Origin of the sequence: Arenibacter sp. S6351L (assembly GCF_023016025.1) — a bacterium.
Classification (GTDB): domain Bacteria; phylum Bacteroidota; class Bacteroidia; order Flavobacteriales; family Flavobacteriaceae; genus Arenibacter; species Arenibacter algicola_B.
Genome location: NZ_JALKBB010000004.1, coordinates 234,233 through 261,023 on the forward strand (window position 1 = coordinate 234,233; position 26,791 = coordinate 261,023).

At 38.5% G+C, this 26,791-nt stretch carries 23 protein-coding genes; 18 read left to right on the top strand and 5 right to left on the bottom strand.

Going from position 1 to position 26,791, the window contains the following annotated elements:
* Positions 1-150 precede the first annotated feature (150 nt).
* From MWU82_RS05495 to MWU82_RS05505, 3 genes are read left to right on the top strand one after another with little or no spacing between them, the layout of a single operon-like run.
* Positions 151-813 carry an ABC transporter ATP-binding protein gene (locus MWU82_RS05495; protein ID WP_215948575.1) on the top strand — a complete coding sequence of 221 codons (663 nt, stop codon included), beginning with the start codon at positions 151-153 and terminating at the stop codon, positions 811-813.
* Positions 810-1,373, top strand: coding sequence for a CPBP family intramembrane glutamic endopeptidase (locus tag MWU82_RS05500; RefSeq protein ID WP_247095520.1), 564 nt, complete (start codon positions 810-812; stop codon positions 1,371-1,373). The genes MWU82_RS05495 and MWU82_RS05500 overlap by 4 nt, the downstream gene beginning before the upstream one ends.
* The gene (locus tag MWU82_RS05505) at positions 1,370-2,134 is read left to right on the top strand and encodes a TIGR02757 family protein (protein WP_247095521.1); all 765 of its coding nucleotides are present in this window, start codon (positions 1,370-1,372) and stop codon (positions 2,132-2,134) included. The genes MWU82_RS05500 and MWU82_RS05505 overlap by 4 nt, the downstream gene beginning before the upstream one ends.
* A gap of 68 nt (positions 2,135-2,202) precedes the next feature.
* Here MWU82_RS05505 and MWU82_RS05510 read toward each other — a convergent pair whose 3' ends face one another.
* Entirely contained in the window at positions 2,203-4,014 is a 1,812-nt protein-coding gene (locus tag MWU82_RS05510) for a glycoside hydrolase family 15 protein (RefSeq protein ID WP_247095522.1), read from the bottom strand.
* 103 nt (positions 4,015-4,117) lie between these two features.
* On the opposite strand from MWU82_RS05510, the gene MWU82_RS05515 reads away from it, so the two are divergent.
* From MWU82_RS05515 to MWU82_RS05585, 15 genes are all read left to right on the top strand, one after another.
* Positions 4,118-6,325, top strand: a complete 2,208-nt coding sequence (locus tag MWU82_RS05515) for a bifunctional alpha,alpha-trehalose-phosphate synthase (UDP-forming)/trehalose-phosphatase (RefSeq protein WP_215948289.1) — start codon at positions 4,118-4,120, stop codon at positions 6,323-6,325.
* Positions 6,326-6,392: 67 nt separating this feature from the next.
* A complete protein-coding gene (locus tag MWU82_RS05520; protein WP_247095523.1) occupies positions 6,393-7,589 on the top strand; it encodes an MFS transporter in 1,197 nt (398 codons plus the stop codon).
* Positions 7,590-7,644: 55 nt separating this feature from the next.
* The gene (locus tag MWU82_RS05525) at positions 7,645-8,976 is read left to right on the top strand and encodes a M28 family metallopeptidase (protein ID WP_247095525.1); all 1,332 of its coding nucleotides are present in this window, start codon (positions 7,645-7,647) and stop codon (positions 8,974-8,976) included.
* A 25-nt stretch (positions 8,977-9,001) separates the two neighbouring features.
* Positions 9,002-9,790: a dienelactone hydrolase family protein gene (locus MWU82_RS05530; protein ID WP_247095527.1), complete on the top strand. Its 789-nt coding sequence runs from the start codon at positions 9,002-9,004 to the stop codon at positions 9,788-9,790.
* Positions 9,787-11,409: a M1 family metallopeptidase gene (locus tag MWU82_RS05535; RefSeq protein WP_247095529.1), complete on the top strand. Its 1,623-nt coding sequence runs from the start codon at positions 9,787-9,789 to the stop codon at positions 11,407-11,409. Before MWU82_RS05530 ends, MWU82_RS05535 begins: the two co-directional genes overlap by 4 nt.
* A gap of 3 nt (positions 11,410-11,412) precedes the next feature.
* Positions 11,413-11,985: a YdeI/OmpD-associated family protein gene (locus MWU82_RS05540; RefSeq protein ID WP_215948294.1), complete on the top strand. Its 573-nt coding sequence runs from the start codon at positions 11,413-11,415 to the stop codon at positions 11,983-11,985.
* 42 nt (positions 11,986-12,027) lie between these two features.
* On the top strand, positions 12,028-12,762 hold the full coding sequence (locus MWU82_RS05545; protein ID WP_215948295.1) for an NYN domain-containing protein: 735 nt from the start codon (positions 12,028-12,030) through the stop codon (positions 12,760-12,762).
* Between the two features lie 120 nt (positions 12,763-12,882).
* Positions 12,883-14,259: an amidohydrolase family protein gene (locus MWU82_RS05550; RefSeq protein ID WP_247095531.1), complete on the top strand. Its 1,377-nt coding sequence runs from the start codon at positions 12,883-12,885 to the stop codon at positions 14,257-14,259.
* Between the two features lie 232 nt (positions 14,260-14,491).
* Positions 14,492-15,175 (top strand): DUF2490 domain-containing protein, encoded by a 684-nt coding sequence (locus MWU82_RS05555; RefSeq protein ID WP_247095532.1) that lies wholly within the window; start codon positions 14,492-14,494, stop codon positions 15,173-15,175.
* A 4-nt stretch (positions 15,176-15,179) separates the two neighbouring features.
* The gene (locus tag MWU82_RS05560) at positions 15,180-16,397 is read left to right on the top strand and encodes a bifunctional alpha/beta hydrolase/OsmC family protein (protein WP_247095534.1); all 1,218 of its coding nucleotides are present in this window, start codon (positions 15,180-15,182) and stop codon (positions 16,395-16,397) included.
* Between the two features lie 122 nt (positions 16,398-16,519).
* Positions 16,520-17,161 (top strand): YceI family protein, encoded by a 642-nt coding sequence (locus MWU82_RS05565; protein WP_215948299.1) that lies wholly within the window; start codon positions 16,520-16,522, stop codon positions 17,159-17,161.
* Positions 17,162-17,381: 220 nt separating this feature from the next.
* Positions 17,382-17,969 (top strand): superoxide dismutase family protein, encoded by a 588-nt coding sequence (locus tag MWU82_RS05570; protein WP_215948300.1) that lies wholly within the window; start codon positions 17,382-17,384, stop codon positions 17,967-17,969.
* A 233-nt stretch (positions 17,970-18,202) separates the two neighbouring features.
* The gene (locus MWU82_RS05575; protein WP_215948301.1) at positions 18,203-19,483 is read left to right on the top strand and encodes a cell envelope biogenesis protein OmpA; all 1,281 of its coding nucleotides are present in this window, start codon (positions 18,203-18,205) and stop codon (positions 19,481-19,483) included.
* Positions 19,484-19,737: 254 nt separating this feature from the next.
* Positions 19,738-21,699 (top strand): PorP/SprF family type IX secretion system membrane protein, encoded by a 1,962-nt coding sequence (locus tag MWU82_RS05580; RefSeq protein ID WP_247095536.1) that lies wholly within the window; start codon positions 19,738-19,740, stop codon positions 21,697-21,699.
* Positions 21,700-22,401: 702 nt separating this feature from the next.
* Positions 22,402-23,043 carry a response regulator transcription factor gene (locus MWU82_RS05585; protein WP_215948303.1) on the top strand — a complete coding sequence of 214 codons (642 nt, stop codon included), beginning with the start codon at positions 22,402-22,404 and terminating at the stop codon, positions 23,041-23,043.
* A 256-nt stretch (positions 23,044-23,299) separates the two neighbouring features.
* Here the strand turns inward: MWU82_RS05585 and MWU82_RS05590 are convergent, their stop codons facing one another.
* The 4 genes from MWU82_RS05590 to MWU82_RS05605 all read right to left on the bottom strand — a co-directional run bounded on the left by MWU82_RS05590 (position 23,300) and on the right by MWU82_RS05605 (position 26,621).
* Entirely contained in the window at positions 23,300-24,055 is a 756-nt protein-coding gene (locus MWU82_RS05590) for a response regulator (protein ID WP_215948304.1), read from the bottom strand.
* Between the two features lie 33 nt (positions 24,056-24,088).
* Positions 24,089-24,997: a 1,4-dihydroxy-2-naphthoate octaprenyltransferase gene (menA, locus tag MWU82_RS05595; RefSeq protein ID WP_247095538.1), complete on the bottom strand. Its 909-nt coding sequence runs from the start codon at positions 24,995-24,997 to the stop codon at positions 24,089-24,091.
* 1 nt (position 24,998) lies between these two features.
* Positions 24,999-25,610, bottom strand: a complete 612-nt coding sequence (locus tag MWU82_RS05600; RefSeq protein WP_215948306.1) for an SPOR domain-containing protein — start codon at positions 25,608-25,610, stop codon at positions 24,999-25,001.
* Between the two features lie 180 nt (positions 25,611-25,790).
* Entirely contained in the window at positions 25,791-26,621 is an 831-nt protein-coding gene (locus MWU82_RS05605; protein WP_247095540.1) for a S1-like domain-containing RNA-binding protein, read from the bottom strand.
* Positions 26,622-26,791 lie beyond the last annotated feature (170 nt).

The window sequence follows — 26,791 nt, forward strand, 5'->3', positions numbered from 1 at the left end:
TTATAATAAAAAGAATATTCTATCAGAATTTTTCCTAAACGGTCGTGTTTTTTCTACCTACCGTTAAATTTGATAAGAAAGGGCCATGTGGGTAATAACTATTTTGTATTCTTCTTGTTAATGTTTACTTTCAACCCATAATTAAGAATGATGATCAAGGCTACCAATATCAATAAGTTTTACGGCAATCTCCAGGTGCTCAAAGGAGTTGATTTGCATATTAAAAAGGGAGAAGTGGTATCTATTGTTGGCCCTTCTGGAGCTGGTAAAACTACTCTCTTGCAAATACTGGGTACTTTGGATACCCTAAGCAATAAGAATGACAGTACCTTGCTGATTAATGACGAGGATGTAACTAAATTATCGGATAAGGCTATGGCCAAATTTCGAAATAGCCACATTGGTTTCATTTTTCAATTTCATCAGTTGTTGCCAGAGTTTACAGCCTTGGAAAATGTCTGTATCCCTGCATTTATTAAGGGAACGAAAAAGGAAAAGGCAGAATTAAGGGCAGCAGAACTTCTGGAGTTTCTGGGACTTTCACATAGGTTGCAACACAAACCCAATGAACTTTCTGGCGGCGAGCAACAGCGGGTAGCCGTAGCAAGGGCCTTGGTGAACAGCCCTGCCGTTATTTTTGCGGACGAGCCCAGCGGTAATTTGGATTCTGAAAGTGCGGATAATCTTCATAAATTGTTCTTCGATCTTCGGGATGCCTTTGGGCAAACTTTTGTCATTGTAACCCATAATGAGGAACTTGCCAATATGGCCGATAGAAAGCTAACCATGGTGGATGGTTCCATTTCGCAATGAAAATGCTTGCCAAGGTCTGGGAATTTACAAAAGCTCCTGTTTATAAACGCTTGGACCATGTCCCAAATCCCTTAAAAATAAAGATTGTATTAGCCCTTCTACAATGGGGTATTATAATGGGTGTGACTGTTGGCATTTTTAATCAATGGTTGATAGGTCTTCTAAAAATTGATCTAGGAGAACATGCCATTGACAAATTTCTAGAGAATTACTCCATAGTTCCGCTTTTCTTTATGGCAGTGATTTTTGCTCCAGCGGTCGAGGAGATTTTGTTCAGAGGCCCGTTGATTTGGTTTAAGAATAAGAAATATTTCAAATTTATTCTTTATGCTTCTGTTTTATTATTTGCGGCCGTGCATATGACCAATTTTGAAATGTCTAGGGAAGTATATTATATTGCACCACTATTAGTGGCGCCACAATTAATCTTAGGTGTATTTTTGGGGTACATTCGTGTTAAACTGGGACTAGGATGGTCTATTTGTTTGCACGCCATGTATAATGGCGTACTCATCACTCCCATACTTCTTTATAATTTTTTAAATTTCCCTTTGCCATGACGCAGGAAGAACTGAAAGAATTTTTGGATGCTAAGGTAGAACAATACAATCGCCCAGATTTTTTATCTACAGACCCTTTGGGGATTCCACATAGATTCACAAAAAAAGAAGATATTGAGATCAGTGGATTTTTAACCGCTACGATTGCTTGGGGCAATAGAAAAAGTATCATCAACAATTCGGAGCGAATGATGGAACTGTTGGATAATTCCCCGTTCGACTTTGTAATGAACCATCAAGAAAAGGATCTGGAAAACCTTCAAGGGTTTGTGCATAGGACTTTTAATGGGGAGGACCTAACGTATTTCATACGCAGTTTAAACAATATTTATAAGCAACATGGTGGATTGGAGAATACATTCGCCTTGAAAGGGGATACAACATCCCTGCAAATGTCCATTTCCCAATTCAAGACCATTTTTTTTGAGCTGGACCATCAGCCAAGAACCACAAAACATGTTTCCGACCCTCAAAAAGGGTCTGCGGCAAAACGAATCAATATGTTCTTGCGCTGGATGGTAAGAAATAATAACAGCGGCGTGGATTTTGGTATCTGGGATAAAATTTCACCTTCGCAATTGTCATGCCCACTAGATGTTCATTCGGGCAATGTGGCCCGTAAACTGGGCCTGATCCAACGCAAACAGAACGACGGCAAGGCCCTGGCGGAATTGGATGTTAATCTAAGAAAATTGGATTCACAGGATCCGGTAAAATATGATTTTGCCTTATTTGGTCTGGGTGTTTTTGAGAAATTTTAGTTCCGATCAATTATAATTATTCCCCTTCCATCAATGGATTTCCTTTTGTAATTATTATGCCAACTACATCACTTGTCGTGGTCTTGAAGGGATTCCAAGATTTCCATTTCACTGTGTTTTTTGGAGAAGTTCATAGCACATTCTATCAATGCCAAGTGTGAATAGGCTTGCGGGAAGTTCCCCAGTAACCTTTTGGTCTTAAAATCTATATCCTCACTGAACAAGCCCAAATGGTTGCTATAGCTTAACAATTGGTCAAAATGTTTCATAGCTTTCTCTTCGTGACCTATCTTAAAAAGGCTATTGATGAACCAAAAGGTACAAATGGTAAAGGATGAGGAGGGCAGTCCAAAGTCATCTTCATTTTTATACCTATACAGTAATCCGTCATTGCAAAGTTCTTTTTCAATGGCCAGTACTGTGCTTACATATTTTGGGTCTTTGGGGTCGATAAAGCCGTAGGATTCCATTAATAAGACCGAGGCATCCAAATGCGGCGACCCATAGGATTGTGTAAATGCCTGTTTTTCTTCATTCCAAGCATGTTGGTGGATATCTTCCCTGATCTGTTTTTCCAGAGTACGCCATTTATCCATTTTACGATGCTTACCAAAAAGTTCGGCCACTTTAATAGCCCTGTCAACGGCTGTCCAACAAAGAATTTTTGAAAACGTAAAATGCCTATCCTCTGTACGGAATTCCCAAATTCCCTTATCGGCCTCTTGCCAATGCTTATTTACGATCCACACTATACCCTTGGTAATTCCCCAAAGCTCTTCCCCATTTTCTATTTCCGTGTCAAATTTTTCCAATTGGGTATATATGACGTCCATTAGGATGCCATAAATATCATTTTGTCGCTGCTTGTAAGCGGCATTTCCTATTCTTACAGGTTTGGAACCCTTGTAACCTTGTAAGTGGTCCAAAGTCTCTTCGGTCAACTTTTTTTCTTTGTTGATGCCGTACATAATCTGCAATTTCTCATCCTTATCAGGAATAAGGTCTATTATAAATTGTAAATACCGTTTGGCTATATTCTTATGTCCCAACTGGCCAACAACCTTGATAACCATGGAGGCATCCCGGATCCAGCAAAAGCGATAGTCCCAATTTCTAACCTCCCCTATGGTTTCGGGAAGCGAGGTTGTTGCAGCAGCAAGAACTGCCCCCGACTTATCGTAACTCAGCATTTTTAGAGTTAGGGCGCTTCTTTTTATTTCGGCATCGTATTTCTTATAAGTGGGTGTCTTACTGGACCAGTTTAGCCAATACACCTTGGTACGCTCCAGTTCCAAATACACCCTTTCCAGGGTTGGTAAAAAAATTTTTTCATTGTAGCCTAAGAGAAAATAACCATCGCTTTCCAATACTATTTCCTGTTGAGCCAGGACACTTTCCTTATCAAAGGAAGTGTAAAGAAAAAAGGTATCGAACTTTACTTCATGGGTTAAACTAGCTATAAAATCTTCTTTGACATAGGTATTTGTTTTCCCCATGGCATATTCCAACTTTGGATTGTACAATACCTTGAACACCGGTTTGCCGGAAAGGTGCTTTACATATCGTATAATTTCTGGTGGTGCATTGTAGTCACCACTATGCTTGTAATAACGGGGCATAAAATCCTGTATCTCAAAACTATTTTGACCATCAGAAAATTTAGTGACCAAGATTGCGGTAAGGGGAATATATTTCTGTTCTATGGTGTAAGTATCATCCACTAGGATTTCAAAACTACCTCCTATTTGTTCATCAAGAATTTTTGCAAATATGGATGAAGAATCAAATTCTGGTAAACAACACCAATCCAATGAACCCTTCTTAGAAATCAAAGCTGCACTTCTACAATTTCCTATTATTCCGTAGTCTAAATTATCCATATATCATTTTATTCTTTAAATAAACCTAAATAGTAGGTTTTACACATCATTTTACCGAAATTTAAGGAAATTTAATGCTATAAACTCTTAAAAAAAGCAAATTATGGACAAAACTATCATAATCTCAAATAGACTACCCGTACAATTACAAATTGACAATGGAAGCATCACTGCAATACCAAGTGTAGGTGGATTGGCAACGGGTATGAAATCTGTTCATACGGGAGGAGATAGTTTATGGATCGGTTGGAGTGGATTAACGGATGAAGAGATTCCGGACGGACTTGCTCCTGAAATTGACAAGGCATTGGCAAAACACGGATCGTCCAAAGTAAATCTAACTTCGGAGGAAGTAGATGGCTTTTATTATGGATTTAGCAACCGTACCATATGGCCTCTTTTTCATTATTTTTTGGAGTATTCAGAGTTTGAGCTGGAAAGCTGGGACACCTATAAATCCGTTAATCAAAAATTTGCAGATGCCATTCTTAAAGAAGCTGGGGAAAACGATACCATTTGGGTACATGACTATCAATTAATGCTGGTACCACAAATGGTTAGGGAAAAACGCCCAAATATTTCTATTGGTTTCTTTTTGCATATTCCCTTTCCGTCCTACGAGATCTTTAGAACCTTACCTTGGCGTAAGGAAGTTCTTATGGGGTTGTTGGGATCGGATTTGATCGGTTTCCATACCTATGATTACGAAAGGCATTTTTTAAGTTCTGTACGTAGGTTATTGGGGCTTGAGGTTAGTTTTAATGATATTTATTTAGAGGATAGGGTCATTAAAGTAGATTCTTTTCCAATGGGAATCGACTATAAGAAATTTAGCGATGCCGCAAAAAAACATGATGAAAACAAAACCGGTGAACGATCCGAATTACAGCGCAGGCTGGATATGCACAAGGAATCGGACCCAGATGCCAAATTCTTTTTATCTATAGACAGATTGGATTATTCCAAGGGGATTGCAAAGCGACTTAATGCTTTTGAGTATTTTTTGAACAAATACCCCCAGTACAAAGAAAAGGTTAGACTTATTATACTAGCGGTGCCATCAAGGTCAAATGTGCCACAATATCAATTATTAAAAAAAGAAATAGACGAATTGGTTGGGAGGATCAATGGCGAATTCTCTACGGTAAGTTGGACACCCATTTGGTACTTCTACCGCTCCATGCCGTTCGAGAACCTAATAGATCTATATACCTCCAGCGACATTGCCTGGCTGACCCCTATCCGGGACGGGATGAACCTTGTGGCCAAAGAATATATTGCAACAAGAACGGATAAAACCGGTGTTCTTATCCTTAGTGAAATGGCTGGTTCCGCAAATGAAATGAATGAAGCCCTACTCATAAATCCCAATAATTTTGAAGAAATTGCCGATACACTATACGAGGCTATAAATATGCCGGTAGAAGAGCAGCAGGCAAGAAATGCCATTTTGCAAAAAAGATTGGAAAGGTATAACGTTGAAAAATGGGCCAATGATTTTATGACCTCCTTGAAAAATCAAAAACTAATAGACCATTCCTATAAGTCGCGCAGGCTGTCCAATGACATTTTAAAGGTTATAATGAAGGATTATGGGAAATCTAAAAAAAGATTGATGTTCTTGGACTATGACGGTACTTTGGCAGGGTTTCATGGCGATCCCCAAAAAGCGAATCCAGATGAAGCATTATATGGTTTGCTAGATCGCTTGTCCGCATTGGAGAACACGGATGTCTATTTAATTAGCGGTCGTGACAAGGACACCTTTACCAAATGGTTTTTGCCAAAGAAGTACAATATGATTGTGGAACATGGGGTGTGGATTTCCGAAAATGGGGAAGCTTTTAGAATGCTGGAGAATGTAAAAAAAGACTGGATGGAAAAAATTCACCCAGTACTGGAATCCTTTGTGGATAGGACCCCGGGTAGTTTTATTGAAGAAAAAAACTATTCCTTGGCATGGCATTACCGAAAGACCGATCCAGATTTTGGGCAAAAACGGGCCACCGAACTCAATACGGTACTTACAAGTCTAATAGCCAACGACGATCTGAGTATTCTTAACGGAAATAAGGTCATAGAAATTAAGAGCAGCAATGTAAACAAAGGTAGGGCGGCTATGCGTGTGTTTTCACAAAAGGAATATGATTTTGTATTTGCCATAGGCGATGATTGGACCGATGAGTTTATGTTTCAAGAATTACCGGAAAGTGCCATTACGGTAAAGGTGGGTCGACAAAAAACCCAGGCCAGCTATTATTTGGACAGTATTAAAAATGTCCGTGGATTATTGGAGCATTTTATCGAATAGAATAAGGAAAATCTTTCGTAATCCATAGTGGGTTATTACAAGCATTTTCCATCATATTTGTTCTTGCATGTCCATTGTGAAACCCAGTACTAAATTGAAGACGGGGTGGTATATACTGCCTATCATTATTATTTCGCAGTTTGCGTGCACCTCCTTGTGGTTTGCAGGGAACGCCGTTTTGGATGACCTAATCTTAAAAACAGGATTGGGAACCGAAATCATTGGTTATGTACTGTCTTCGGTCCAAATAGGTTTTATTTTGGGAACCTTGGTGTTTGCCATTTTAATGATTGTGGATCGCTACTCCCCTTCCAAAGTCTTTATGTTCAGCGCCTTCTTGGCGGCCTCATGTAATATGTTGCTTCTGCTTCAGGACATCTCCAATGCTACACTTTTTATTGCCAGATTGGGTACCGGCTTTTTTCTTGCGGGCATTTACCCTGTAGGGATGAAGATTGCAGCCGATTACTATGAAAAAGGCCTGGGCAAGGCCTTGGGATATTTGGTGGGTGCGTTGGTGTTGGGTACGGCATTTCCACATTTACTGCAGGGTTTGAAATTGAGTGAAGATTACACCATTGTAATAAAAATAACCTCCTTATTGGCTATACTGGGTGGGGTATTCATTTACTTTCTGGTCCCCAATGGTCCTTATAGAAAACCAAGTAAGGTATTGCAGCTAAGAGCGGGAATAGCACTTTTTAAGATTCCTGCCTTTAAGAAAGCAGCCATAGGCTACTTCGGGCATATGTGGGAGCTATATGCCTTCTGGGCCTTCATTCCTTTTGCAATTAAAACATACAATTCCATTCATAATAACCATCTTCCATTTTCCTTATGGACATTTTTTATTATTGGTCTGGGCGGTATTTCATGTGCTATTGGCGGCCATTTTGCACTTAGGTGGGGCAGTAAGAAAGTAGCTGTGATTTCATTGCTGCTGTCAGGGTTTCTTTGTATGACCTCCCCATTGTTTTTTCTCTTGCCCGCTTCTCTGTTCCTGTTGGCATTTTGCTTATGGGGAATGTTTGTAGTTTCAGATTCGCCCCAATTCTCCACCTTGGTTGCGTCTGCAGTCCCTTTAGAGTTAAAGGGTACTGCCCTTACCTTGGTAAACTGCATTGGTTTTTCCATCAGTATAATCAGCATACAATTGCTAACTTTCTGGTTGGAAGTTGTAGATTCAAGCTATATTTTTACAGTTCTGACGATTGGTCCTGTCCTTGGATTATGGGCTATGCGAAAAGGAGGACTTAACAAATAATTAAGAAGCTAATTTTACGGATAAACGTAAATTACCAAGTTAAAAACCAAGACGAATGCACAAATTTGCTATTGCTTGTATATTCCTATTTTCTTTATGCCTAATGGGGCAAACAGACCAGCGTATCTATGATATAATCAACAAAGTTTCGGCCGAAAGAATTAAAAATGATGTCACTACTTTGGTGAACTTTGGTACACGTCATACTCTGAGTGATACTATTTCCAATAGCAGGGGAATAGGTGCAGCAAGACGCTGGATAAAAAGTGAGTTCGAAAGAATTTCCAACAACTGCAATAATTGTCTTGAAGTGACCTATCAAAGGGACCTGGTTAAAAAGGAAGAAAGCAATCGGATACCTAAGGATGTCTGGGTAGTTAATGTTATGGCAATTCAAAGGGGTACTACATATCCGGATCGCTATATAATTATGAGCGGGGATATTGATTCGCGCGTTAGCGACGCCAATAATTACACCTCAGATTCTCCTGGCGCCAATGATAATGCCAGTGGTATGGCGGGGACTATAGAGGCTGCAAGGGTCCTATCCAATTATAAATTTGAGAACAGTATCATATACCTAGGACTTTCAGGAGAGGAACAAGGTCTTTTTGGAGGCCAGGGCCTGGTAAAAAGCGCCAAGGAAAAGGGATGGGATATTATTGGAATATTCAATAATGATATGATAGGCAATATTAAGGGGGGAGATGGAATTATTAGCAATACCGATTTTAGGATTTTTTCTGAACCTGTGCCCCCGACCGAGACGGAAAGGGAAAGGAATATGCGCAGGTTTTATGGAGGAGAAGTGGACGGTATTTCCAGACAATTGGCCAGATACGTATATAAGAACGTGAAAACTTATATGCCGGAAATGAACCCAATGATGATCTATAGATTGGATAGGTTTGGACGTGGTGGACACCACCGCCCTTTTAATGATGCTGGCTATGCCGGAATAAGGATAATGGAGGCACATGAAAATTACACCCAACAGCATCAGGATATTCGGGTTGAAAATGGAATTGCCTATGGTGATGTTTTGGAGCATGTAAATTTTGATTACGCCAAAAAACTAACTTCAGTGAACGCCATTAATCTGGCTTCCTTGGCTTGGGCACCCCCGTCCCCAAAAGAGGTGAGTATTGGAGGTATTGTAGAACCCTCGGCAAAGTTTAAATGGAGCAAGGTTCCCGGAGCAACCGGATATAAAATCTATTGGAGGGATACCACCTCCCCTACTTGGGACCATAGCAGGTTTGTAAGTGACGTTTCTGAATTTACTTTGGAAGGCGTAGTGCTCGACAATTTTTTCTTTGGGGTGTCTGCTGTTGGGAAGGGCGGTTTTGAAAGTTTAGTGGTGTTTCCAAATGCAATTATAAGGTAAGATAGGAAGGTTAGAAATAAATTTTATGAAATTAAATTTGCAATTACTTGTCCTCACTTTGGGTTTTACCTGGATTTTATCAGCCCAAGGATCACAGCAACTTTCCGAAAGCCCCATACATCAGGAATGGGTAGATTTCGAAAGGGATAACGGTAGCCTATTAAAGGCTTTGGTCGTATATCCTGAAAGCGGTGCAGCTACCAAAGCAGTGATTATAATTCACGAAAATTTGGGATTGAATGATTGGATTATGACTTTTTCAAAGAAGGTAGCAGGACAGGGATTTTTGGTAATAGCCCCAGATCTGATATCTAATAGCATTGAAGGTGTTGAAAAAACGACCGATTTTGAAAATGCAGATAAAGTCAGGGAAGCCATTTATGCCCTGGATCAGGTGCAAATAACAAAAGATTTGAACCTGGTCTATAATTACGTAAAAAATGACCCATCCGTCAATGGTAAAATTTCCGTTGTTGGATTCGGTTGGGGTGGATCCCAGAGTTTTGAATATGCGGCACTTAACCCGGATCTGGAAAGTGTGATGGTTTATTACGGTACAGCCCCAAAGGATTTAACGACCTTAAAAAATATTAAATCGCCAGTCTATGGTTTTTATGGTGCTGCCGATAATAGGGTAAATGGAACGATTCCGGACACCGAAAAAACAATGAAAGATTATGGCAACCCTTATTCTTTTGACATATATGAAGATGCAGGGCATGCTTTTATGAGTAGGGGTGCCGAAGAAGCTTATGGACCTAATACTATGGCTTACGAAAAGTCATGGAAGAAATTAATAACTCTTTTAAAATGAAAAAAATTACTACAACATTGTTGTTGGCTATTGGACTTTCCTCCTATGCCCAACAGCATAATTTCACAGAACAGGATTCCCTAAGGGGCAGTATTACCCCGGAGCGCTCTTGGTGGGACCTTAATTTTTATAATTTGAGTGTTGAAGTGAAACCTGAGGAAAAATTTATTTCGGGTAGTAATATAATTCGTTATACGGTTTTGGAGGAACAGCAGCGGCTTCAAGTAGACCTTCAACCGCCCTTAATTATTGAAAAAATCACCCAGGAAGGAGAAAATTTAAAATGGGAATCAAATGGGAATGCCCATTTTGTCACCCTTAAGAAGCCACAACTTAAAGGGGAGGTAAATGAAATAAAAGTATATTACTCCGGCCATCCAAAAGAGGCGGTCCGTGCCCCATGGGACGGAGGTTTTTCGTGGAAAAAAGATAACAATGGAAAACATTTTGTAGCTACTTCCTGTCAAGGTTTGGGCGCCAGCGTCTGGTGGCCAAATAAGGACCATATGTACGATGAGGTAGATAGTATGGCCATAAACATTACAACTCCAAAAGATTTGATGGATGTTTCCAATGGTAGGCTTCTAAAAGTGGTGGAAAATAAGGATAGTAATACCTATCATTGGTATGTGTCCAATCCTATCAACAATTATGGGGTAAACATCAATATGGGCGATTATGTTCATTTTGGTGAAACCTACAATGGGGAAAAGGGAAAATTGGCTATGGATTATTATGTGCTTCGGGATAACGAGGAAAAGGCCAGGGAACAGTTTAAACAGGCTCCAATGATGATGGAAGCCTTGGAGCATTGGTTTGGCCCCTACCCTTTTTACGAAGACGGTTATAAACTGGTAGAAGTGCCATACCCTGGGATGGAGCATCAAAGTTCGGTTACATACGGAAATCAGTTCAAGAATGGATATTTGGGCAAGGATGTTTCAAAAACAGGTTGGGGACTAAAATTCGATTTTATCCTTATCCATGAATCGGGTCATGAGTGGTTTGCCAATAATATTACCTATAAGGATATAGCCGACATGTGGGTTCATGAGGGTTTTACCGCCTATTCGGAAAATTTGTATGTGGATTACCACTTTGGTAAAGAAGCTGCATCGGAATATGTTATTGGTACCAGGGGGAATATTCAAAACGACAGACCTATTATTGGGGTCTATGACGTTAATCAAAAAGGTTCTGGAGATATGTACTCCAAGGGTGCCAATATGCTGCATACCATAAGGCAATTGGTGGATGATGATGAAAAATGGCGGACCGTTTTACGTGGTCTCAATACAGAGTTCTATCATAAGACTGTTACTACAAAACAGATAGAAGAATATATCAGTAGCACTTCGGGAATAGACCTTACCCAATTTTTTGACCAATATCTGCGTACTGTTAAAATACCCATGCTGGAATACCAGGTAAAAGGCAAACAACTGTTATTTAGATATACCAACATAGTAGATGGTTTTGACATGCCGCTAAAAATCAATGTAAATAGTACCGAAGAGTGGTTTTACCCCACCTCCGATTGGAAGTCAAAATCTTTTAAAAAGGATATCATATCGGTGAATGTGGAAAAGAACTTTTATGTGGACCAAAAGAAAATGTAATTCTTGAAAGCAATTGAAAAATTTTATTTTAAATCGGACGTCGAATGGCGCGCTTGGTTAGAGGCCAATCACAGCAGTTGCACTGGTGTACATCTTATTTTCTATAAAGTAGCACACGAAAAGGATAGTATGCGCTGGGAGGATGCGGTAAAGGTTGCTCTGTGTTTTGGATGGATAGACAGTACGGTTAAAAGTCTTGGGGATGGTAAACGACAGCAATATTTTTGTCCTAGAAAGCCAAAAAGTGTTTGGAGTAAATTAAATAAAAACTATATTAAAGAACTCAAATCTAGGGGGGAAATGCACCCCAGCGGACTGGAGAAAATTAAGGAAGCAAAAATAGATGGTTCCTGGAATGCTTTGGACGATGTTGAAAATGGTGTTGTCCCTGAGGATCTGCAACTTGCATTCGATGCGGAGCCGGGGGCCTACGCTAACTATCAAGGGTTTGCCCCCAGTTATAGAAAGAGCTATCTTTATTGGCTCAAGCAAGCCAAACGGGAAGTCACAAGACAGAAGCGGATAAGTGAAATAATATCGCTTTGCAAAGAAAATAAAAAGTCGCGCGACCAATAAATGGTTAGCTTCGTAAAAATCTAAATCCAATAATTTATTAAAATGGACATAAATCTAGCAGTACTAATAGACGGTGACAATATTCCCTCTGCCTATGTAAAGGAAATGATGGAGGAAATTGCCAAATATGGCAACCCTACCATAAAAAGAATATATGGCGACTGGACCAATCCCAAATTGTCCAAATGGAAGAATTTGTTGTTGGAAAATGCCATAACCCCAATTCAACAATATGCTTATACCACTGGTAAAAATGCTACAGACTCTGCTATGATCATTGATGCCATGGATATACTTTATTCCAATAAGGTCAGTGGTTTTTGTATTGTTTCCAGTGATAGCGATTTTACGCGTTTGGCCACAAGGTTAAGGGAGGCCGGTATGAATGTAATTGGCATTGGGGAAAAGAAAACCCCCAATCCTTTTATTGTAGCTTGTGATAAGTTTATCTATATCGAAATTCTTAAAAATCAATCAGAGGAAAGCTCCTCTGAAACTTCGGATAGTAAGCGGGATAAGAAAGATAATGTGGATAAGATTACCCAAAAGGAAATTAAGCTTATAGCCTCCACTATATCAGATCTTGCCGATGAGGATGGATGGGCTTTCTTGGGAGATGTAGGTAGCCTCCTTCAGAAGAAGCAGCCAAATTTTGATTCACGTAACTATGGTTTTCAAAAATTGACACCATTGATAAAGTCCATTAAAAACTTTGAAATAGACCAACGCGAAAATGTCAAGGGACGTTTTAAATTAATATATGTTAGAAACAGGTAGACCCCTTATTTTTTAGGCTAGCTTGAATATATAATTCAGGACAAAACATGTTGTCCATATTGGTTAATTCCCCCTGCCACCAATAACGGCATTGCGTATTAACTTTAAACCTATATCAACATGAAAATAATTAGTTTACTCATTTGTATTGTAACGTTTCTTTCCTGTTCTCCAAAAAAGAAAAGTATTGGCACAACGGCCATATTGATAACGGATGTCAATATTGTTGATGTCAGTAACGGTAATATCCTAAAAAATAGGCAGGTAGTAATCGACTCTGGGAAAATTAAAAAAATAGTTGAGTCTGTCGAGAACGCTGAGGAATATCCTAATAAAATTGAAGCTAAGGACAAATACCTTATTCCCGGACTGGCAGAAATGCACGCGCACATTCCCCAGCCTCCTACCAGCGATACCCGTATTGAGGAAACTTTATATCTATACCTATCCAATGGTGTCACCACCATTAGGGGAATGTTGGGTCATCCTACCCATCTGGTATTAAGGGAAAAGGCGTTAAAAGGGGAAGTTTTGAGTCCGAGAATTTTTACTTCAAGCCCTTCATTTAATGGCAATTCCGTTACCAACAAGGAAGAGGCTGTCCAGAAAGTTACCGCTTATAAGAATGAGGGCTACGATTTTCTTAAAATACACCCGGGGATGCAGTTGGAGGTTTTTGATCAAATGGTGGAAACCGCCAATGAACTTAATATTCCCTTTGCTGGCCATGTGCCTGTAATGGTTGGCATACGTCACGCACTGGAAAGTAAATATGCTTCCATAGACCATGTTGATGGCTATTTGGAAGGACTTGTGCCGGAATCTGAAGGCGTTGACCCTTCTGCCAATGGGTTTTTTGGCTACTCCTTTACCCCTATGGCCGATACTTCCAAAATTGATGAATTGGTGGCCCTGTCCAAAAAGAACCAGATATGGGTTGTACCCACACAGAGTTTATTTGAGAGGTGGTTTGCTCCGGTAAGTTCCGACGAATTGTTGAAGCAACCGGAAATGAAATATATGCCCGTTTCCACTTTGGATAATTGGAAGAGAAGAAAGGATGAATCCACTAAACCTGAAACCGGTTTTAACGAAGAGCAATGGAATAAATTTACGGCCATAAGAAGGCAGTTGATCCGAAAACTACAGGAGAATGGGCATGGAATGTTATTAGGTTCGGATGCACCACAATTGTTCAACGTGCCTGGCTTTTCCATTCATCATGAGGTGGAAGGGATGATAGCCGCAGGACTCACTCCTTTGGAGATTTTGCAATCCGGAACCATTAACCCGGCTAAATTCTTTGGGATGGAGGATAGCTTTGGAAGCATAAAGGAAGGTCTGGATGCCGACTTGGTATTATTAAATTCCAATCCCTTAATGGATATTTCGATGCTCAAAGATATTTCCGGTGTTATGGTACGGGGAAAATGGTTGTCCAAGGAATCTATAGATGAAAAGTTGAAGGAAATTGCCATTAATGCCAAAAACAATTAATATCTGTTATTCCCATAAAAAAACCTTACTTGGATTTTGAAAATTCATTCAGGATTTTGGATGTTTGTTTGGGGTCCGGAATCATGATGAAATAGAATGTTTTTGACCGGATATCCCGAAATAAATAGGGATTTCTGTAGAAACTGTATTTTTGGGACTTGGGTGCTATCGACTCCCTAAAATTAAACTTAAAAAATAGAAACAAACACAAAAAAAGAAACGCGTTAACATTATGAAGAAAATTTTAGGCTTACTTATCCTTATCTCAACCCTTACAATGAAAGCACAGGAAAATGGTGAAAATAAGTTGGGATCTTGGCACATGTATTTTGGTACTAACAAGATTAGCAATAAATTAAGTATCCATACGGAAGCACAGCTCCGCTATTACGAACAGGCCGAAAATTTTAACCAATTGCTTTTGAGAACGGGTTTAAACTATCATATTGATGCCAATGCATGGGCCACTTTTGGATATGGCTATATTGTTACGGATGGCAGTTTTGAGGAATTCCCGGATGAAACTAATTCTATTGAGCACCGCATTTTTGAACGATTTTTCCTGAAAAATAAGGTGTGGGAATTTAACTTTGAACACAGATATACCCTGGAACAACGTTTTTTGGATTTTGGGGATCGTAACGATGTGCAACATAGGATGCGGTATCGTTTGCAGATGACACTTCCTTTGACAAATACTTTTTTCCTTAATTTCTACGATGAGATCTTTATCAATCTTCAGGATGATATTTTTGGTCAAAACCGCCTTTACGCTGCTCTTGGAATTAATGTGACCAATAATTTGAGCGTACAAATTGGCTACCTAAAAAATCATTTTTCAGGGGCAGATTATGACCGATTACAGATAGGTGTTACCTATAATCCCGACTTAAGGGGTGTACTGAAGAAAAAATAATATTATGAACCATCAAAAAGTAAATTTTAAAAATGTGGACGGAGAAACTTTGGTAGGGCGTTTGTCCCTTCCTGCCAACCAACATCCGCATAATTTTGTACTATTTGCCCATTGTTTTACCTGTAATAAAAACTTTACCGCCATTAGGAATATTAGCAGGGCCCTTACCGCTGAAGGCTTTGGGGTTTTACGATTCGATTTTACTGGTCTTGGTGAAAGTGAGGGTGAATTTTCAGATTCCAATTTTTCTGGAAATGTGGAAGATTTATTGGAAGCGGCCAAATATTTGGAAACGCATTACACTGCTCCAACATTGATCATTGGCCATTCCTTGGGTGGAGCTGCGGCCATTCTTGCCGCGCAAAAAATATCATCCATAAGGGCCGTTGCAACTATTGGTGCACCGTCCAATCCTTTACATGTAAAACACATTTTTAAAAATGATATCGAAACCATTAAGGATCATGGAACTGCCGAAGTAAATATTGGAGGAAGAAGCTTTACCATAAAGAAACAGTTTTTGGAGGATTTAAAATCACAATCCTATCAGGAAACTTTAAAGAATAATAGAAAATCTATTTTGATTCTTCACTCTCCCCAGGACAAAGTTGTTGAAATAAAAAATGCAGAGGAGATTTACATTGCCCTTCGCCATCCGAAAAGCTTTGTTTCTTTGGATGGGGCAGACCATTTGCTAAGTAACCCCAAGGACGCTACCTATACCGGGGAGATTATTGGAAAATGGTCCAAAAGGTATTTGGAGATGCCCGGTGCCATAGCCTTGGAAACGGAAAAAGAAGTGGTGGCCAGTTTGGATAGTGCTGATGGATTTACTACTCAAATGAAAGTTGGGAGTCATTATATCACCGCAGATGAGCCTATTTCATATGGTGGCAATAATTTTGGTCCCTCTCCCTACGAATTGGTATCTGCCGGTCTATCGGCCTGTACGGTGATGACCATACAGATGTATGCAAAAAGAAAGAAATGGCCTTTAGAGAATGTGGAAGTGCACACCTCTTATCAAAAATTACATGTAGCGGATTGTGAGAACTGTGATTCAAGTGAGGCAAAAATAGATACTTTCCAGAGAGCCATTAAGCTTACGGGCAGCCTGGACAATAAACAAATTGCCAGGATAATGGAGATCGCAGATAAATGCCCGGTCCACAGGACCTTGAAAAGCGAGATAAAAATCACTACTACATTATTGGATGATTAATTTGCCAATGCACTATCCCAAAATAACGGGTCTTTAATAAAATATGATTAATTCATTTTAAAGAATTGTTCGACAATATTTTTTATGCTTAACTTTATAGCTAATATTTCAAATAAAAAATCATGAAAAAAATCGCTTTTGCATGCTTAAGTTTACTTTTAATTACTGGGATAAGCTGTAAGGATGCCAAAAAAGGGCAAGATGGTGGGACCATAGAATTGGAGGCCGCCTCTTCCGAAAAATTTAGCCTGGTCAAAGATTCAACCAAAGTAAGTTTTACGGCTTATAAGACCACTGAAAAATTGCCTGTTGGTGGCAAGTTTACCAAAATTAATATTACAAATACTACTGAAGGCAGTACGGCCATGGAAGCCCTGAACGGCACCACTTTTAGTATTCCCGTAAGCAGCTTATTTACCAATGATGCTACCGGAACCAGAGATCCAAAGATTTTGGAATTCTTTTTCGGTGTTATGGATAATACTGAACTTATTTCAGGGGTATTTAAAGTTTCAGGTGATGATAAATGTTCTATAGATGTTACCCTTAACGGAAAAACTGCCAATATTCCCTTGGAACATGAAGTGTCTGGCGATAACGGCCATTCCTTTAACGGTGTGATGAATTTGGAGAACTGGGACGCCTTGAATGCGGTTGCGTCCATAAATAAAGCCTGTGAGGCTTTACATACAGGTAAGGATGGCGTTAGTAAGACTTGGAGTGAAGTTGCAGTTCATGCCGATGTCCTTGTGCAAAAAAAATAATTCTTAAAGATTCAGGAATGAGCATATTCTAAGTTTCCTTCCCTTGGAATAATAGGCTTGAATAAAAATCCCCGTATTTGTTTTGTACAAATACGGGGATTTTTAGTTTATATCGACCAATTTTTGACTCAATTAAGTTATTAAATAACGTGTATCCTTTCTGGTCTTGACATCCTTTCTCAAAATTGCTAATTTTAAGAGAACCTAAAAAAAATGAAAGATGAATAACATTAAATTATTGTTCTTGGTATTACTTTTCCTTGGTTCCTACAGTTGTAAGGAGGCTAAGAAAGAAACCAAAGACGCTATGGAAAATGTTGAAGCAATGGCCGAGGAAATAAACAATGAGGTTGAGGTTAAGACCCTAAAGTTTCCCATGGAGCCAAAAAGTGATAGTAATGTTAAAGGTGAGGTAAGCTTTACTGAAGAAAACGGAACTGTAAGCATGAAAGCTAGCTTGTCCGGACTAACACCAGGGGAACACGCCATTCATATCCATGAAAAAGCAGACTGTTCTTCGGCCGACGGAAAATCTACCGGTGGACATTGGAATCCAACCTTTGCCTCTCATGGTAAATGGGGTTCTTCGGATGGCTACCACAGGGGAGATATTGGAAATTTTGTAGCAGACGAGCAAGGTAATGCAACCGTGGAGTTTTCTACTGACGAATGGTGTTTGGGATGCGCGGACGAAACCAAAAACCTATTGGGCAAAGCCGTGATAGTACACCAAGGTGTGGATGATTTTGTTACCCAGCCCACTGGCGACGCCGGGGGAAGGATAAGTTGCGCCGGTATTATTGAATAGTGATCAATATAGAAAAATTTATTAAGCTGCCTTTTTGGGCAGTTTTTTTTTCTTGAAAATTCCGGAAGGGATATGGTTGCAACACATTGGTACACGGCCACTGAGCCAACCTTCCAAGCCCTAATTGGATGATGGAATATTGAAATAAAATAAAAACCTATGAAATTTTACTAATAATTATTCCTACAAATTAATAGACCTTTGTCTAGTTTAACACCCCAATATCTAATAATATGAACCTATCCAATAGCACTAAAGGGATACTTGGCTGCATTATTACGTTATTCTTCTGTTCTTTGTCCGCCCAAGAATCCAAGGTTTCTACCTACAGCCAGTCCAATGGTAACGAAAACAGCAAAAGAGCTGACAAGTACCAACAACTTCTAAAACTGGGTTATAAGGAAAACGAAATATTCGAGGACCTTGGCAACGCCAACTTTTTGGTCGAAAATTATGAGGAAGCTATATTTTGGTATACCAAGTTAATAGATACAAATACCAATTCTACAGCAAAGGCAAGTTATTATGAACGATATCTTTTCGCACTAAAAAAAATTAGATCCACAGTTGTGGAAAGTACTTCCGAAGATAAGGATTGGCTGGCCCAAATTAAAGGGGACTATCAAATAAAACGCGCCCCTGTAGAAAATATCAATCATCCTGAAAAAGTGGGCAAATATAGGGATTTCAACTTTCAACAGCCCCAAGAACCAGTGGTGTCCGGGGAACTGACTTTGGAAGATCTGGGATTAGAAAATGAGTTGGTGTCTGATATTGAGGATAAGGAAAAGTTTAAATTTGCCTATAATGCGCCAATTGCAATCACCGAAGATGGCCGTACCGCCTATTTTAGTAAGGCCGTATATACAAAACCTTTGTATGGGGTCTTTTCAAAAAAAGAATTGGTTCACAGAATATTCAAGGCCAATAAGGTAAATGGCGAATGGCAGAACATAAAAGAAGTTGCATTGGCACCACAGCATTATTCGGCCATCCACCCTACCGTTTCTCCGGATGGAAGAAGATTGTTCTTTGCCTCCAATATGCCCGGTACTTTTGGGAAATATGATATCTACGTAGCAGACATTCAAAACGACGGATCTTTTAGTGTAGCTAAAAATTTAGGTCAAAAGGTAAACACGGACGATAACGATCTTTATCCAAAAATAATAGGAGGCTCCTCCCTGGTCTTTGCTTCGGAAGGAAGAAAAGGTTTTGGTGGACTGGATGTGTACATGGTTCAGGTTGATCAAAGGAAAGTGGGGACTTCCGTTAATCTTGGAACCGATATCAATAGTGTTGAAGATGACTTTTCAATTTTACTAACCGGTAATAACGGAATGGGGTACGTTATGTCCAATAGAGGTGAAAGCAAAAGTAATCCACAAAGGGTGGCATTCACCTACTCCAAAGAGAAAAGGGACAGGTTGTTGGAGAAAAGGCAATTCAATATTTTGGAAAGTATTGATGACAAGGCGCAAATTAATTACTCAAATACTGTTTTTGAAGAGTAAGGCTTTTATCAATTAGTAAGCATCGGATAAATTGTACAGGAGTAATACTGTGATAAATTAACAGTAGGAATTTACTTACATATTTGTAATTTGGTCCTCTATATTTTTTTGGACCATTTCAATTGAATTTTTCTAAAGCCCCGACCAGGTTTGCGGTCAACTTAAGATAAATGATCCAAGTTTAGCGAGAGACACGCACTATATGATTATAAGAAACTAATTATAATCGGATTAACATAAATTTTTCCCCTTGGATGAACTGCAGAGGTGCCATTTTTAAGAAGGTATTACTCCTAATATTATTTTGCATTGTACTCTGCAATGATGCCGTGCTTTGTCAAGAAGCCGATTCCGATTTCAATTCCTCTACCTCCTATCACAACCAATTGGTCTTCAATAGGTTTTTAATTCATCCCGCTTTTTCACTGGTAAGGGAAAACAAATCCTATGTAAATATTCTACACCAAAATCAGTATGCCACCTTTAACGACAATAATCAAAATTATTTTCTGGGATTTGGCAACAAATTAAACGATAATACCGCCATGGGAATTGGTATTTATACCAATCGGGCGGGTGTTATGCAGGAATTTGGAATAAACGCCAATTATGCCACTTCGGTACAATTAGGTCGGAATAGTAATTTAAGTTTCGGAACCAATATCACCTATCTCAATGCAGGAATAGATAAAAACAGGATTATAGCTTCAGAAAACGACCCGGAAATATTGGATGCCAGAAAAGAGACTAGATTGGCACTTCAGCCTGGGGCCGTACTCTCCATAGGTCAGTTCGATTTTGGCCTGTATGCCCAAGACCTCATTAGTTATAATCAAACGACCAATAGTGTTATCACGGATTTTAGCGACAAAACCCTAAAAGCTTCGCTCCAATATACACATGAGCTAGACGCCAGGAGAGGATTGTTTACCAATGGTAGGATTATGCCGTTGTTACAGGTCCATAGGGATGATCAGGAGAATTTTTCTATAGCGGGATCGGTATTGTTGGACTTACCGGATTATGGATGGCTACAGTCTACCCTTGATGATAGGTACGGCCTGTCTGTAGGTCTGGGATTTAATCTTGGAAAAAAGATGACCCTTGGATATGTATTTGAAAAGAATTTTTTAAAATACGGTGCCAGCCTTGGTTGGAACCACGAACTATCCTTGGCATACACGTTTAAAAATGACTTTGGGGATACCAGGAGACCAATAGTAAATTCGACCTATAGAAAACCCACCTCAAGTAAAACTAAGAAGAGAAAATCGGACCCAGTAGTCAAGAACTATGAGAAAGAGATTAAGAAATTGAAAGCTGAAATACAGCGAAGGGATCAAAACATAAAATTAAATGATTCTGAATATTCAGAAGTAATTGATGATTATACCGTTAGCGCGGGCTCCGGGAACGATATGTTAAGGTTGGGTTCTGGCGATGATAATGGTAGCAATAGCAATTGCGAATGTCAGAGTGCATTGGCATACCAAAATCACTTGCTCTTAAAGGAGTTGCTTAAAAATCAATACGCCAAAAATGATGACTCCAAAGATCACATAATAAACCTTACTGTTAATACCGCCAATGCCGACAACGTGGACAAAAGTGAAGGGTGCCAAAATACTCTTGCCTATGAAAACCGGTTAATATTGGATGGACTTATACTAAGACAGGACTCGTTGGAATCTGCAAACAAGAGGGAAATAGATAAGAGGTTCGATATGTTGGTACGAATACTAAAAGACGAAATAAAGCAGAATATGAAAACCGACCTTCAGAAATTAAATAGTGAACAATACGAAACTGCTGTTACCGATATACAAGAAAAAACCATATACCGAATTAATAATGCTGAGAATAAAGATTATGCCAAATTACCCATAAGGATGGAGCAGCAATCGGGCATAGCCGGGGTAAAGACAGGTTATTATTTGATTGCCAACGTTTATAAGAATAAAGAAAACGTGGATTCCTTTATAAGCGACCTAAAACACAAGGGTATAAGTGCCAAGCAATTTTTCAATAAGGAAAATGGCCTGTATTATGTGTATTTGGCAGATTACAATAAGAAAAACGAGGCGGAAATGGCTTATACCACGGATTTGGATGGTAAGTATCTAAATGAAAAATGGATTATGAAGGTCAATAACAACACGGCAACCGCCGAGAACTTATATGAAGATGGGGATGAGCTAATTGACCGTTTTGAATAGGTCAAAATCTAATTGGAAGGACTGTGTTGTATAGATAGTCTAGACAAACAGAGGGTTTGCAAATTTTATTGAAAATTTTGTGGTGTACTATTGGTGTATTAATATACTCAGCTCCTACCCTTCAGATACATAGCCTAATTGATAAATTTTGAATCCCTTGGGCTTCCAATTTGAGTAATATACTCTATTGGTTTGGCTGTGAGCAACATACAATTGTAGTTATAATAATTCAGTGAAATAGGTTAATTTTTATTAATAATTCATAATCTCCCTTACAATTTTATTTTGTAGGAAAATACATCGTTTTTTTATGGAGGTTCAAGATTTTATATCTATATTTAAATTTTATTAACATAATTTTAAGTTTTAAAAATAAGAATTGGAAGATAAAGCATATCGTTTAAGATTTACCTACAGTCTTAATATGAAGTTTAGCTGCATGTTCCATATTTTCCAATAAAAGCATAAAACAGAAATAGAGTAAATATTAATTACATCCCAAATCACCAAAGCATGAAAACCTACCCTTACCAATTTAGAAAACAAAGGAATTATAACGGCATTACAGCCAGCAAAATATTTCTTTTCCACTTCTAGGAACAATAGTTCTTAACTTGGATCAAGTGGTTATCAATTCTGAGCATAATACTTGATTATTATTGGCATAAAAGCATAAAGAAATACCCCCAAACCCCAAAAGATATGAAACCTAACGTTCTAAAAATTATTGTTATAGACAATGACCTGTCGTTCCACGATGCCTACAAATATTATTTCGAAACTTATGAGGAATATTCACTTGTAGGAATATATGTTTCGGTAAAGGAAGCGCTATTGGATTACGACAATGTTCGGCCCGATATTATTGCTTCTGAAGTTACTATGCCGGATGGCTGTGGTATTGAAGGTATTGGACACTTTCGTAAAAAAGATCCTGAAGTTAAAATTATTATGATAAGTGGCCAAAGTGATTTTGGTATCGTAAAAAAGGCCTTCAAAAATATGGCAAATGGTTATCTTTCCAAGCCTGTTGGCATAAAGAGTTTGTACCATGCCCTGAATGCAATTAAGTATGAAGGTGCTACCATAAGCAACGATATAGCCAAGAAAATAATTTCTATGTTCCAAAGAAAATCGTATGCTTCTTTTTCTGAAAGGGAAAATCAGATTATTGATTATTTATGTCAGGGAGCTACTTATAAGACAATTGCGGATAATTTATTTGTTACCCCGAGTACCGTAAATTTTCATATACAGAATATATACCTGAAATTAAATGTAAACTCAAAATCGGAGGCTTTGTCCAAATTGAGGGAAATGGAGTATTCTGCCACTTTAATTTAATGTAAAAGGTACTGTATGATTAAATAACTACTTTAAATTTTATTTGTAAGACCCGTATTTTGAAAGCCACAGGCCCATTGAAAGACGATAGTATAAAGAACCCCGGCTTTTTGCCAGGGTTTCTGGTTTAATACCTGGACACCGTTACCGAAGTTATTTCCACTTTAGTTATAAGATTAAATCTATGGAGTAAAAGGTTGTAGTAATAAAAAAAGGTGCCTTGAAGCACCTTTGTATTCTTGTATAAAATTATTCGTTACGAATTCATTGCTGAAATAATAAATTCCTTGAATTCCTTGGAAATAGGAATAAGCGTATTGTTAATTAAGATATCCTTGGAGTTAATGGCATCAATATGATCTACGTTAACAATATAGGATTTATGTGCCCTGTAAAACTTTTGTTGCGGTAGTTTCTCCAAATAATCCTTGAGCGGAGATCGAACCAAAAACTTTTTATCTACTGTATTTACCTCTAAATAAACGTTATCCGCTTTAATAAACTGTATATCCCCAAATTGGATTCTATAATACAAATGTTGTTTTTTAACGAAAATAGAATCCTTTAATACCTTGTTGGACATTAGCCTGTCATCTTCCTCTTCCTGACTTTCCGATGATCCATTGTTCTTGACGGAAGTAAAGTTGGATAGCGCAATTTCAATGGAGGTGTATAAATCCTGCTGCTCAAATGGCTTGACCAAATAACCATTGGGCTTTACGGTCTTGGCATTTTCAACGGTGGCACGATCGGAATTGGACGTTACAAATATAAAGGGGATATTATAGTTTTCCCTAATGTGCTTGCCCAAATCAATTCCGGTTTTATCGGAGGCTAAGATTATGTCGATCAATACAAGGTCAACTTCCTTGTTTTTTAAGACTTCAACTGCTTGCTCGTAAACAATAACATTGTCCACGATTTCGTATCCAATCTCTTCCAACATAGATTGCATATCATCAGCAATAATCACGTTGTCCTCTACAATAAGAATTCTAATTGGTTGTTCCAAAGTGTATTTATTTGATTGGTTATTATCTCAAAATTACGAAAAATTATTAAAACTAAAATAAAACAGAATCGACAATAAAAAAGTACTCAATGCCAGCTTTTTCAATTCGGGATCCAGTAGAACCGTATTCTTAAGTTTCCACATTTTGTTTAAATGCATAAATATAGGTACAAATGCCACCAAATGGATAGTATTTTTCCAATTATCGTAATGGATGTAGGTAAAGGCCAACATGCTTATAAAACTAATTATGATGAGGAAAACGTGGTATATTTTTCCGTTTTTAATGCCCATCTTTACTATAAGGGTGTTTTTACTGGATTTCTTATCGGACTCATAGTCCCTTAAATTGTTAAGATTAAGTACCCCTGTACTCAAAAGGCCTATTGCCACTGCTGGGAAAATAGTCACTGTATAAAGCGCTTTGGTATAAAGAAACATGGAGCCCATTACCCCTAGCAGGCCAAAAAAGAGAAATACGAACAAATCCCCTAAGCCTTTATATCCATAGGCCGATGATCCAACGGTATATTTTATGGCTGCCCATATACTTAGAATTCCAAGTGCTCCGAAGATTATGGTGAAAAGAAGGTTCTCGGTGCCAAATGAGAAATATAAAAGGGCTACTGTGAAGAGGATACATATAGCGATCGAAATAATAATCCCCATTTTAAGCTCGTTCCGGGACAACTGTCCGCCTTGCAGGGCGCGCTTGGGTCCTACCCTATTTTCATTATCGGTGCCTTTAACACCATCGCCATAATCATTGGCAAAATTTGAAGTAATCTGGAATCCGACGGTGGTTAATAGTGCAAATACAAAAATGTCCCAACGAAATTGGCTGTACATGCTTCCAAGTGCTGTACCCATAATTATTCCGGACAACGAAAGAGGGAGTGTCCTCAAACGAGCCGCACTAATCCATGCTTTAATTTTAGGCAATTTAATATGGGTCTTCTATTTCTAAACGCTTTCCTTCTTTGTAGGACGCTACGAATGCATCCTCAAAACCCATTTTCACCAATTGGAACCTAAAAGATCTGGCCTCTTCCAAGGTTTCAAAATTTCCTAGGGAGTAGGAATAAAAGGGATTGGTTTTTACAAATATCGTATTGTTAAGTGATTCTGAAGCAAGTGTTATGTTGTTGTCTACAAAGGATTTAACCTGTACTGAATAAATTTTTTCTTTATCCAGAAACTTTTTGGCCAAATAAAACTCCTTCACCAAACTAAGTTCTTCGTTTTGCTCCTTAAGATTATCTATTCTGGCCTTTATTACCTCAAGGCTATCTATGGACACCAACAGGTTATTGCCCATGTTATTCCTATTTTCATAATTGGAAGACCTGATAAATCCCGCATTGTACGAGAAAATGGCCAGGGTGCCAATTAAAAAAAGCACGGTAATACTGCCAAATAGATTGCGTTGTATCTTACTGCGCTTTAATTCTTTGTTCTTGTATTTTATTTGATCCAATAGACGCTCATTTATAATTTGAGCCTTGTCTATGTCTTTATGCAATTCCAATAAATCACTTTCCTCTATGAATGGCATAGTCTTAATTGTTTAGGGGATGAGTACTAAAATTAGTAAAAATAAATCGACTATTTATGTTTTCAAACATGGTTGTTGTAAAAGTAATGGTTTTTGTTGCAAAACGGCAAAAAATTGAAACTAAAATCCTTAAATATTTGGACACCATTAATTTAAAGACTGTTATTTACAGCAAGTCGATTATAGCAACTTAATACTATCTGGCCTAATTTCTATTTTGCGTTCCTTGTACAGGGCTCCTATTCCTTTTTTAAAAGTCTTCTTGCTCATCTGCAACATTCGTTTGATATCCTCAGGGTCGGATTTGTCGTGCAAATTTAAGACCCCACCATTGGAAACAAGTTTGTCATAAATTAGGTTCGCCGCCGGCTCTAAACTTTGGTATCCAATAGGTTGTAAGCTAACATCTATCTTGTTATCCGGTCTTATATTCTTAATATATCCTTTCAGTTTGTCCCCAACGGCTACTTTTTTGAAAATTTCATTGGAGTAGACCAATCCTTTGTGCTTATGGTTGATAATCACCTCCCAGCCTAAATCGGTCAGTCTGGTAACCACAAGATCCACCTGGTCCAGTGCTTGCACTGTTAATTCATCATTGGACAAAAATTTATCCAGTTTGTTGGAAGCTACCAATCTATCCGTTTTTTCATCCAAATAGCAGTATACAACGTACCATTGACCTTCTTGCATTTTATTGCGTTGTTCCCTAAAAGGAACCAACAAATGCTTTTCCAGCCCCCAGTCCATAAACGCACCGTATTCATTTACTTCTGCAACCTGGAGCAATTGAAACTGTTCAACGGTCACAAAAGGCACCAATGTGGTTGCCACAATTCGCTCTTCATGGTCCAGATAGCAAAATACATCTAGGTGGTCTCCGATCTCAAATTCTTCTGGTACATACTTATTGGGCAGTAAAACGTCATTACCTTCATCATCTCCTAAAAAGAGACCTACAGTAGTATCCCTAAGTATTTCTAAATTGTTATATTTTCCAAGTGCTATCATGGCGCAAAAATACGTTTAAAAAGAATCTCAATAAAAAAAAGCCGCTCTTTTTAAAGGCGGCTCATATTTATTATACAGTCCCGTCCTAAAATAAGTTGACACAAAATCGACTTATTTATGAAACATTCAAAGATTACAGGTAATAAGCGGACACAACGCGATTACAATCT

Coding starts and splice junctions, on each gene's coding strand:
- MWU82_RS05505 (WP_247095521.1), top strand. CDS start 1,370: ATGACGCAGGAAGAACTGAAAGAATTTTTGGATGCTAAGGTAGAACAA.
- MWU82_RS05600 (WP_215948306.1), bottom strand. CDS start 25,610: ATGCCATTCATAGAGGAAAGTGATTTATTGGAATTGCATAAAGACATA.
- MWU82_RS05545 (WP_215948295.1), top strand. CDS start 12,028: ATGGACATAAATCTAGCAGTACTAATAGACGGTGACAATATTCCCTCT.
- MWU82_RS05585 (WP_215948303.1), top strand. CDS start 22,402: ATGAAACCTAACGTTCTAAAAATTATTGTTATAGACAATGACCTGTCG.
- MWU82_RS05535 (WP_247095529.1), top strand. CDS start 9,787: ATGAAAAAAATTACTACAACATTGTTGTTGGCTATTGGACTTTCCTCC.
- MWU82_RS05550 (WP_247095531.1), top strand. CDS start 12,883: ATGAAAATAATTAGTTTACTCATTTGTATTGTAACGTTTCTTTCCTGT.
- MWU82_RS05605 (WP_247095540.1), bottom strand. CDS start 26,621: ATGATAGCACTTGGAAAATATAACAATTTAGAAATACTTAGGGATACT.
- MWU82_RS05500 (WP_247095520.1), top strand. CDS start 810: ATGAAAATGCTTGCCAAGGTCTGGGAATTTACAAAAGCTCCTGTTTAT.
- MWU82_RS05525 (WP_247095525.1), top strand. CDS start 7,645: ATGCACAAATTTGCTATTGCTTGTATATTCCTATTTTCTTTATGCCTA.
- MWU82_RS05510 (WP_247095522.1), bottom strand. CDS start 4,014: ATGGATAATTTAGACTACGGAATAATAGGAAATTGTAGAAGTGCAGCT.
- MWU82_RS05575 (WP_215948301.1), top strand. CDS start 18,203: ATGAACCTATCCAATAGCACTAAAGGGATACTTGGCTGCATTATTACG.
- MWU82_RS05530 (WP_247095527.1), top strand. CDS start 9,002: ATGAAATTAAATTTGCAATTACTTGTCCTCACTTTGGGTTTTACCTGG.
- MWU82_RS05515 (WP_215948289.1), top strand. CDS start 4,118: ATGGACAAAACTATCATAATCTCAAATAGACTACCCGTACAATTACAA.
- MWU82_RS05555 (WP_247095532.1), top strand. CDS start 14,492: ATGAAGAAAATTTTAGGCTTACTTATCCTTATCTCAACCCTTACAATG.
- MWU82_RS05570 (WP_215948300.1), top strand. CDS start 17,382: ATGAATAACATTAAATTATTGTTCTTGGTATTACTTTTCCTTGGTTCC.
- MWU82_RS05560 (WP_247095534.1), top strand. CDS start 15,180: ATGAACCATCAAAAAGTAAATTTTAAAAATGTGGACGGAGAAACTTTG.
- MWU82_RS05565 (WP_215948299.1), top strand. CDS start 16,520: ATGAAAAAAATCGCTTTTGCATGCTTAAGTTTACTTTTAATTACTGGG.
- MWU82_RS05520 (WP_247095523.1), top strand. CDS start 6,393: ATGTCCATTGTGAAACCCAGTACTAAATTGAAGACGGGGTGGTATATA.
- MWU82_RS05580 (WP_247095536.1), top strand. CDS start 19,738: ATGAACTGCAGAGGTGCCATTTTTAAGAAGGTATTACTCCTAATATTA.
- MWU82_RS05495 (WP_215948575.1), top strand. CDS start 151: ATGATCAAGGCTACCAATATCAATAAGTTTTACGGCAATCTCCAGGTG.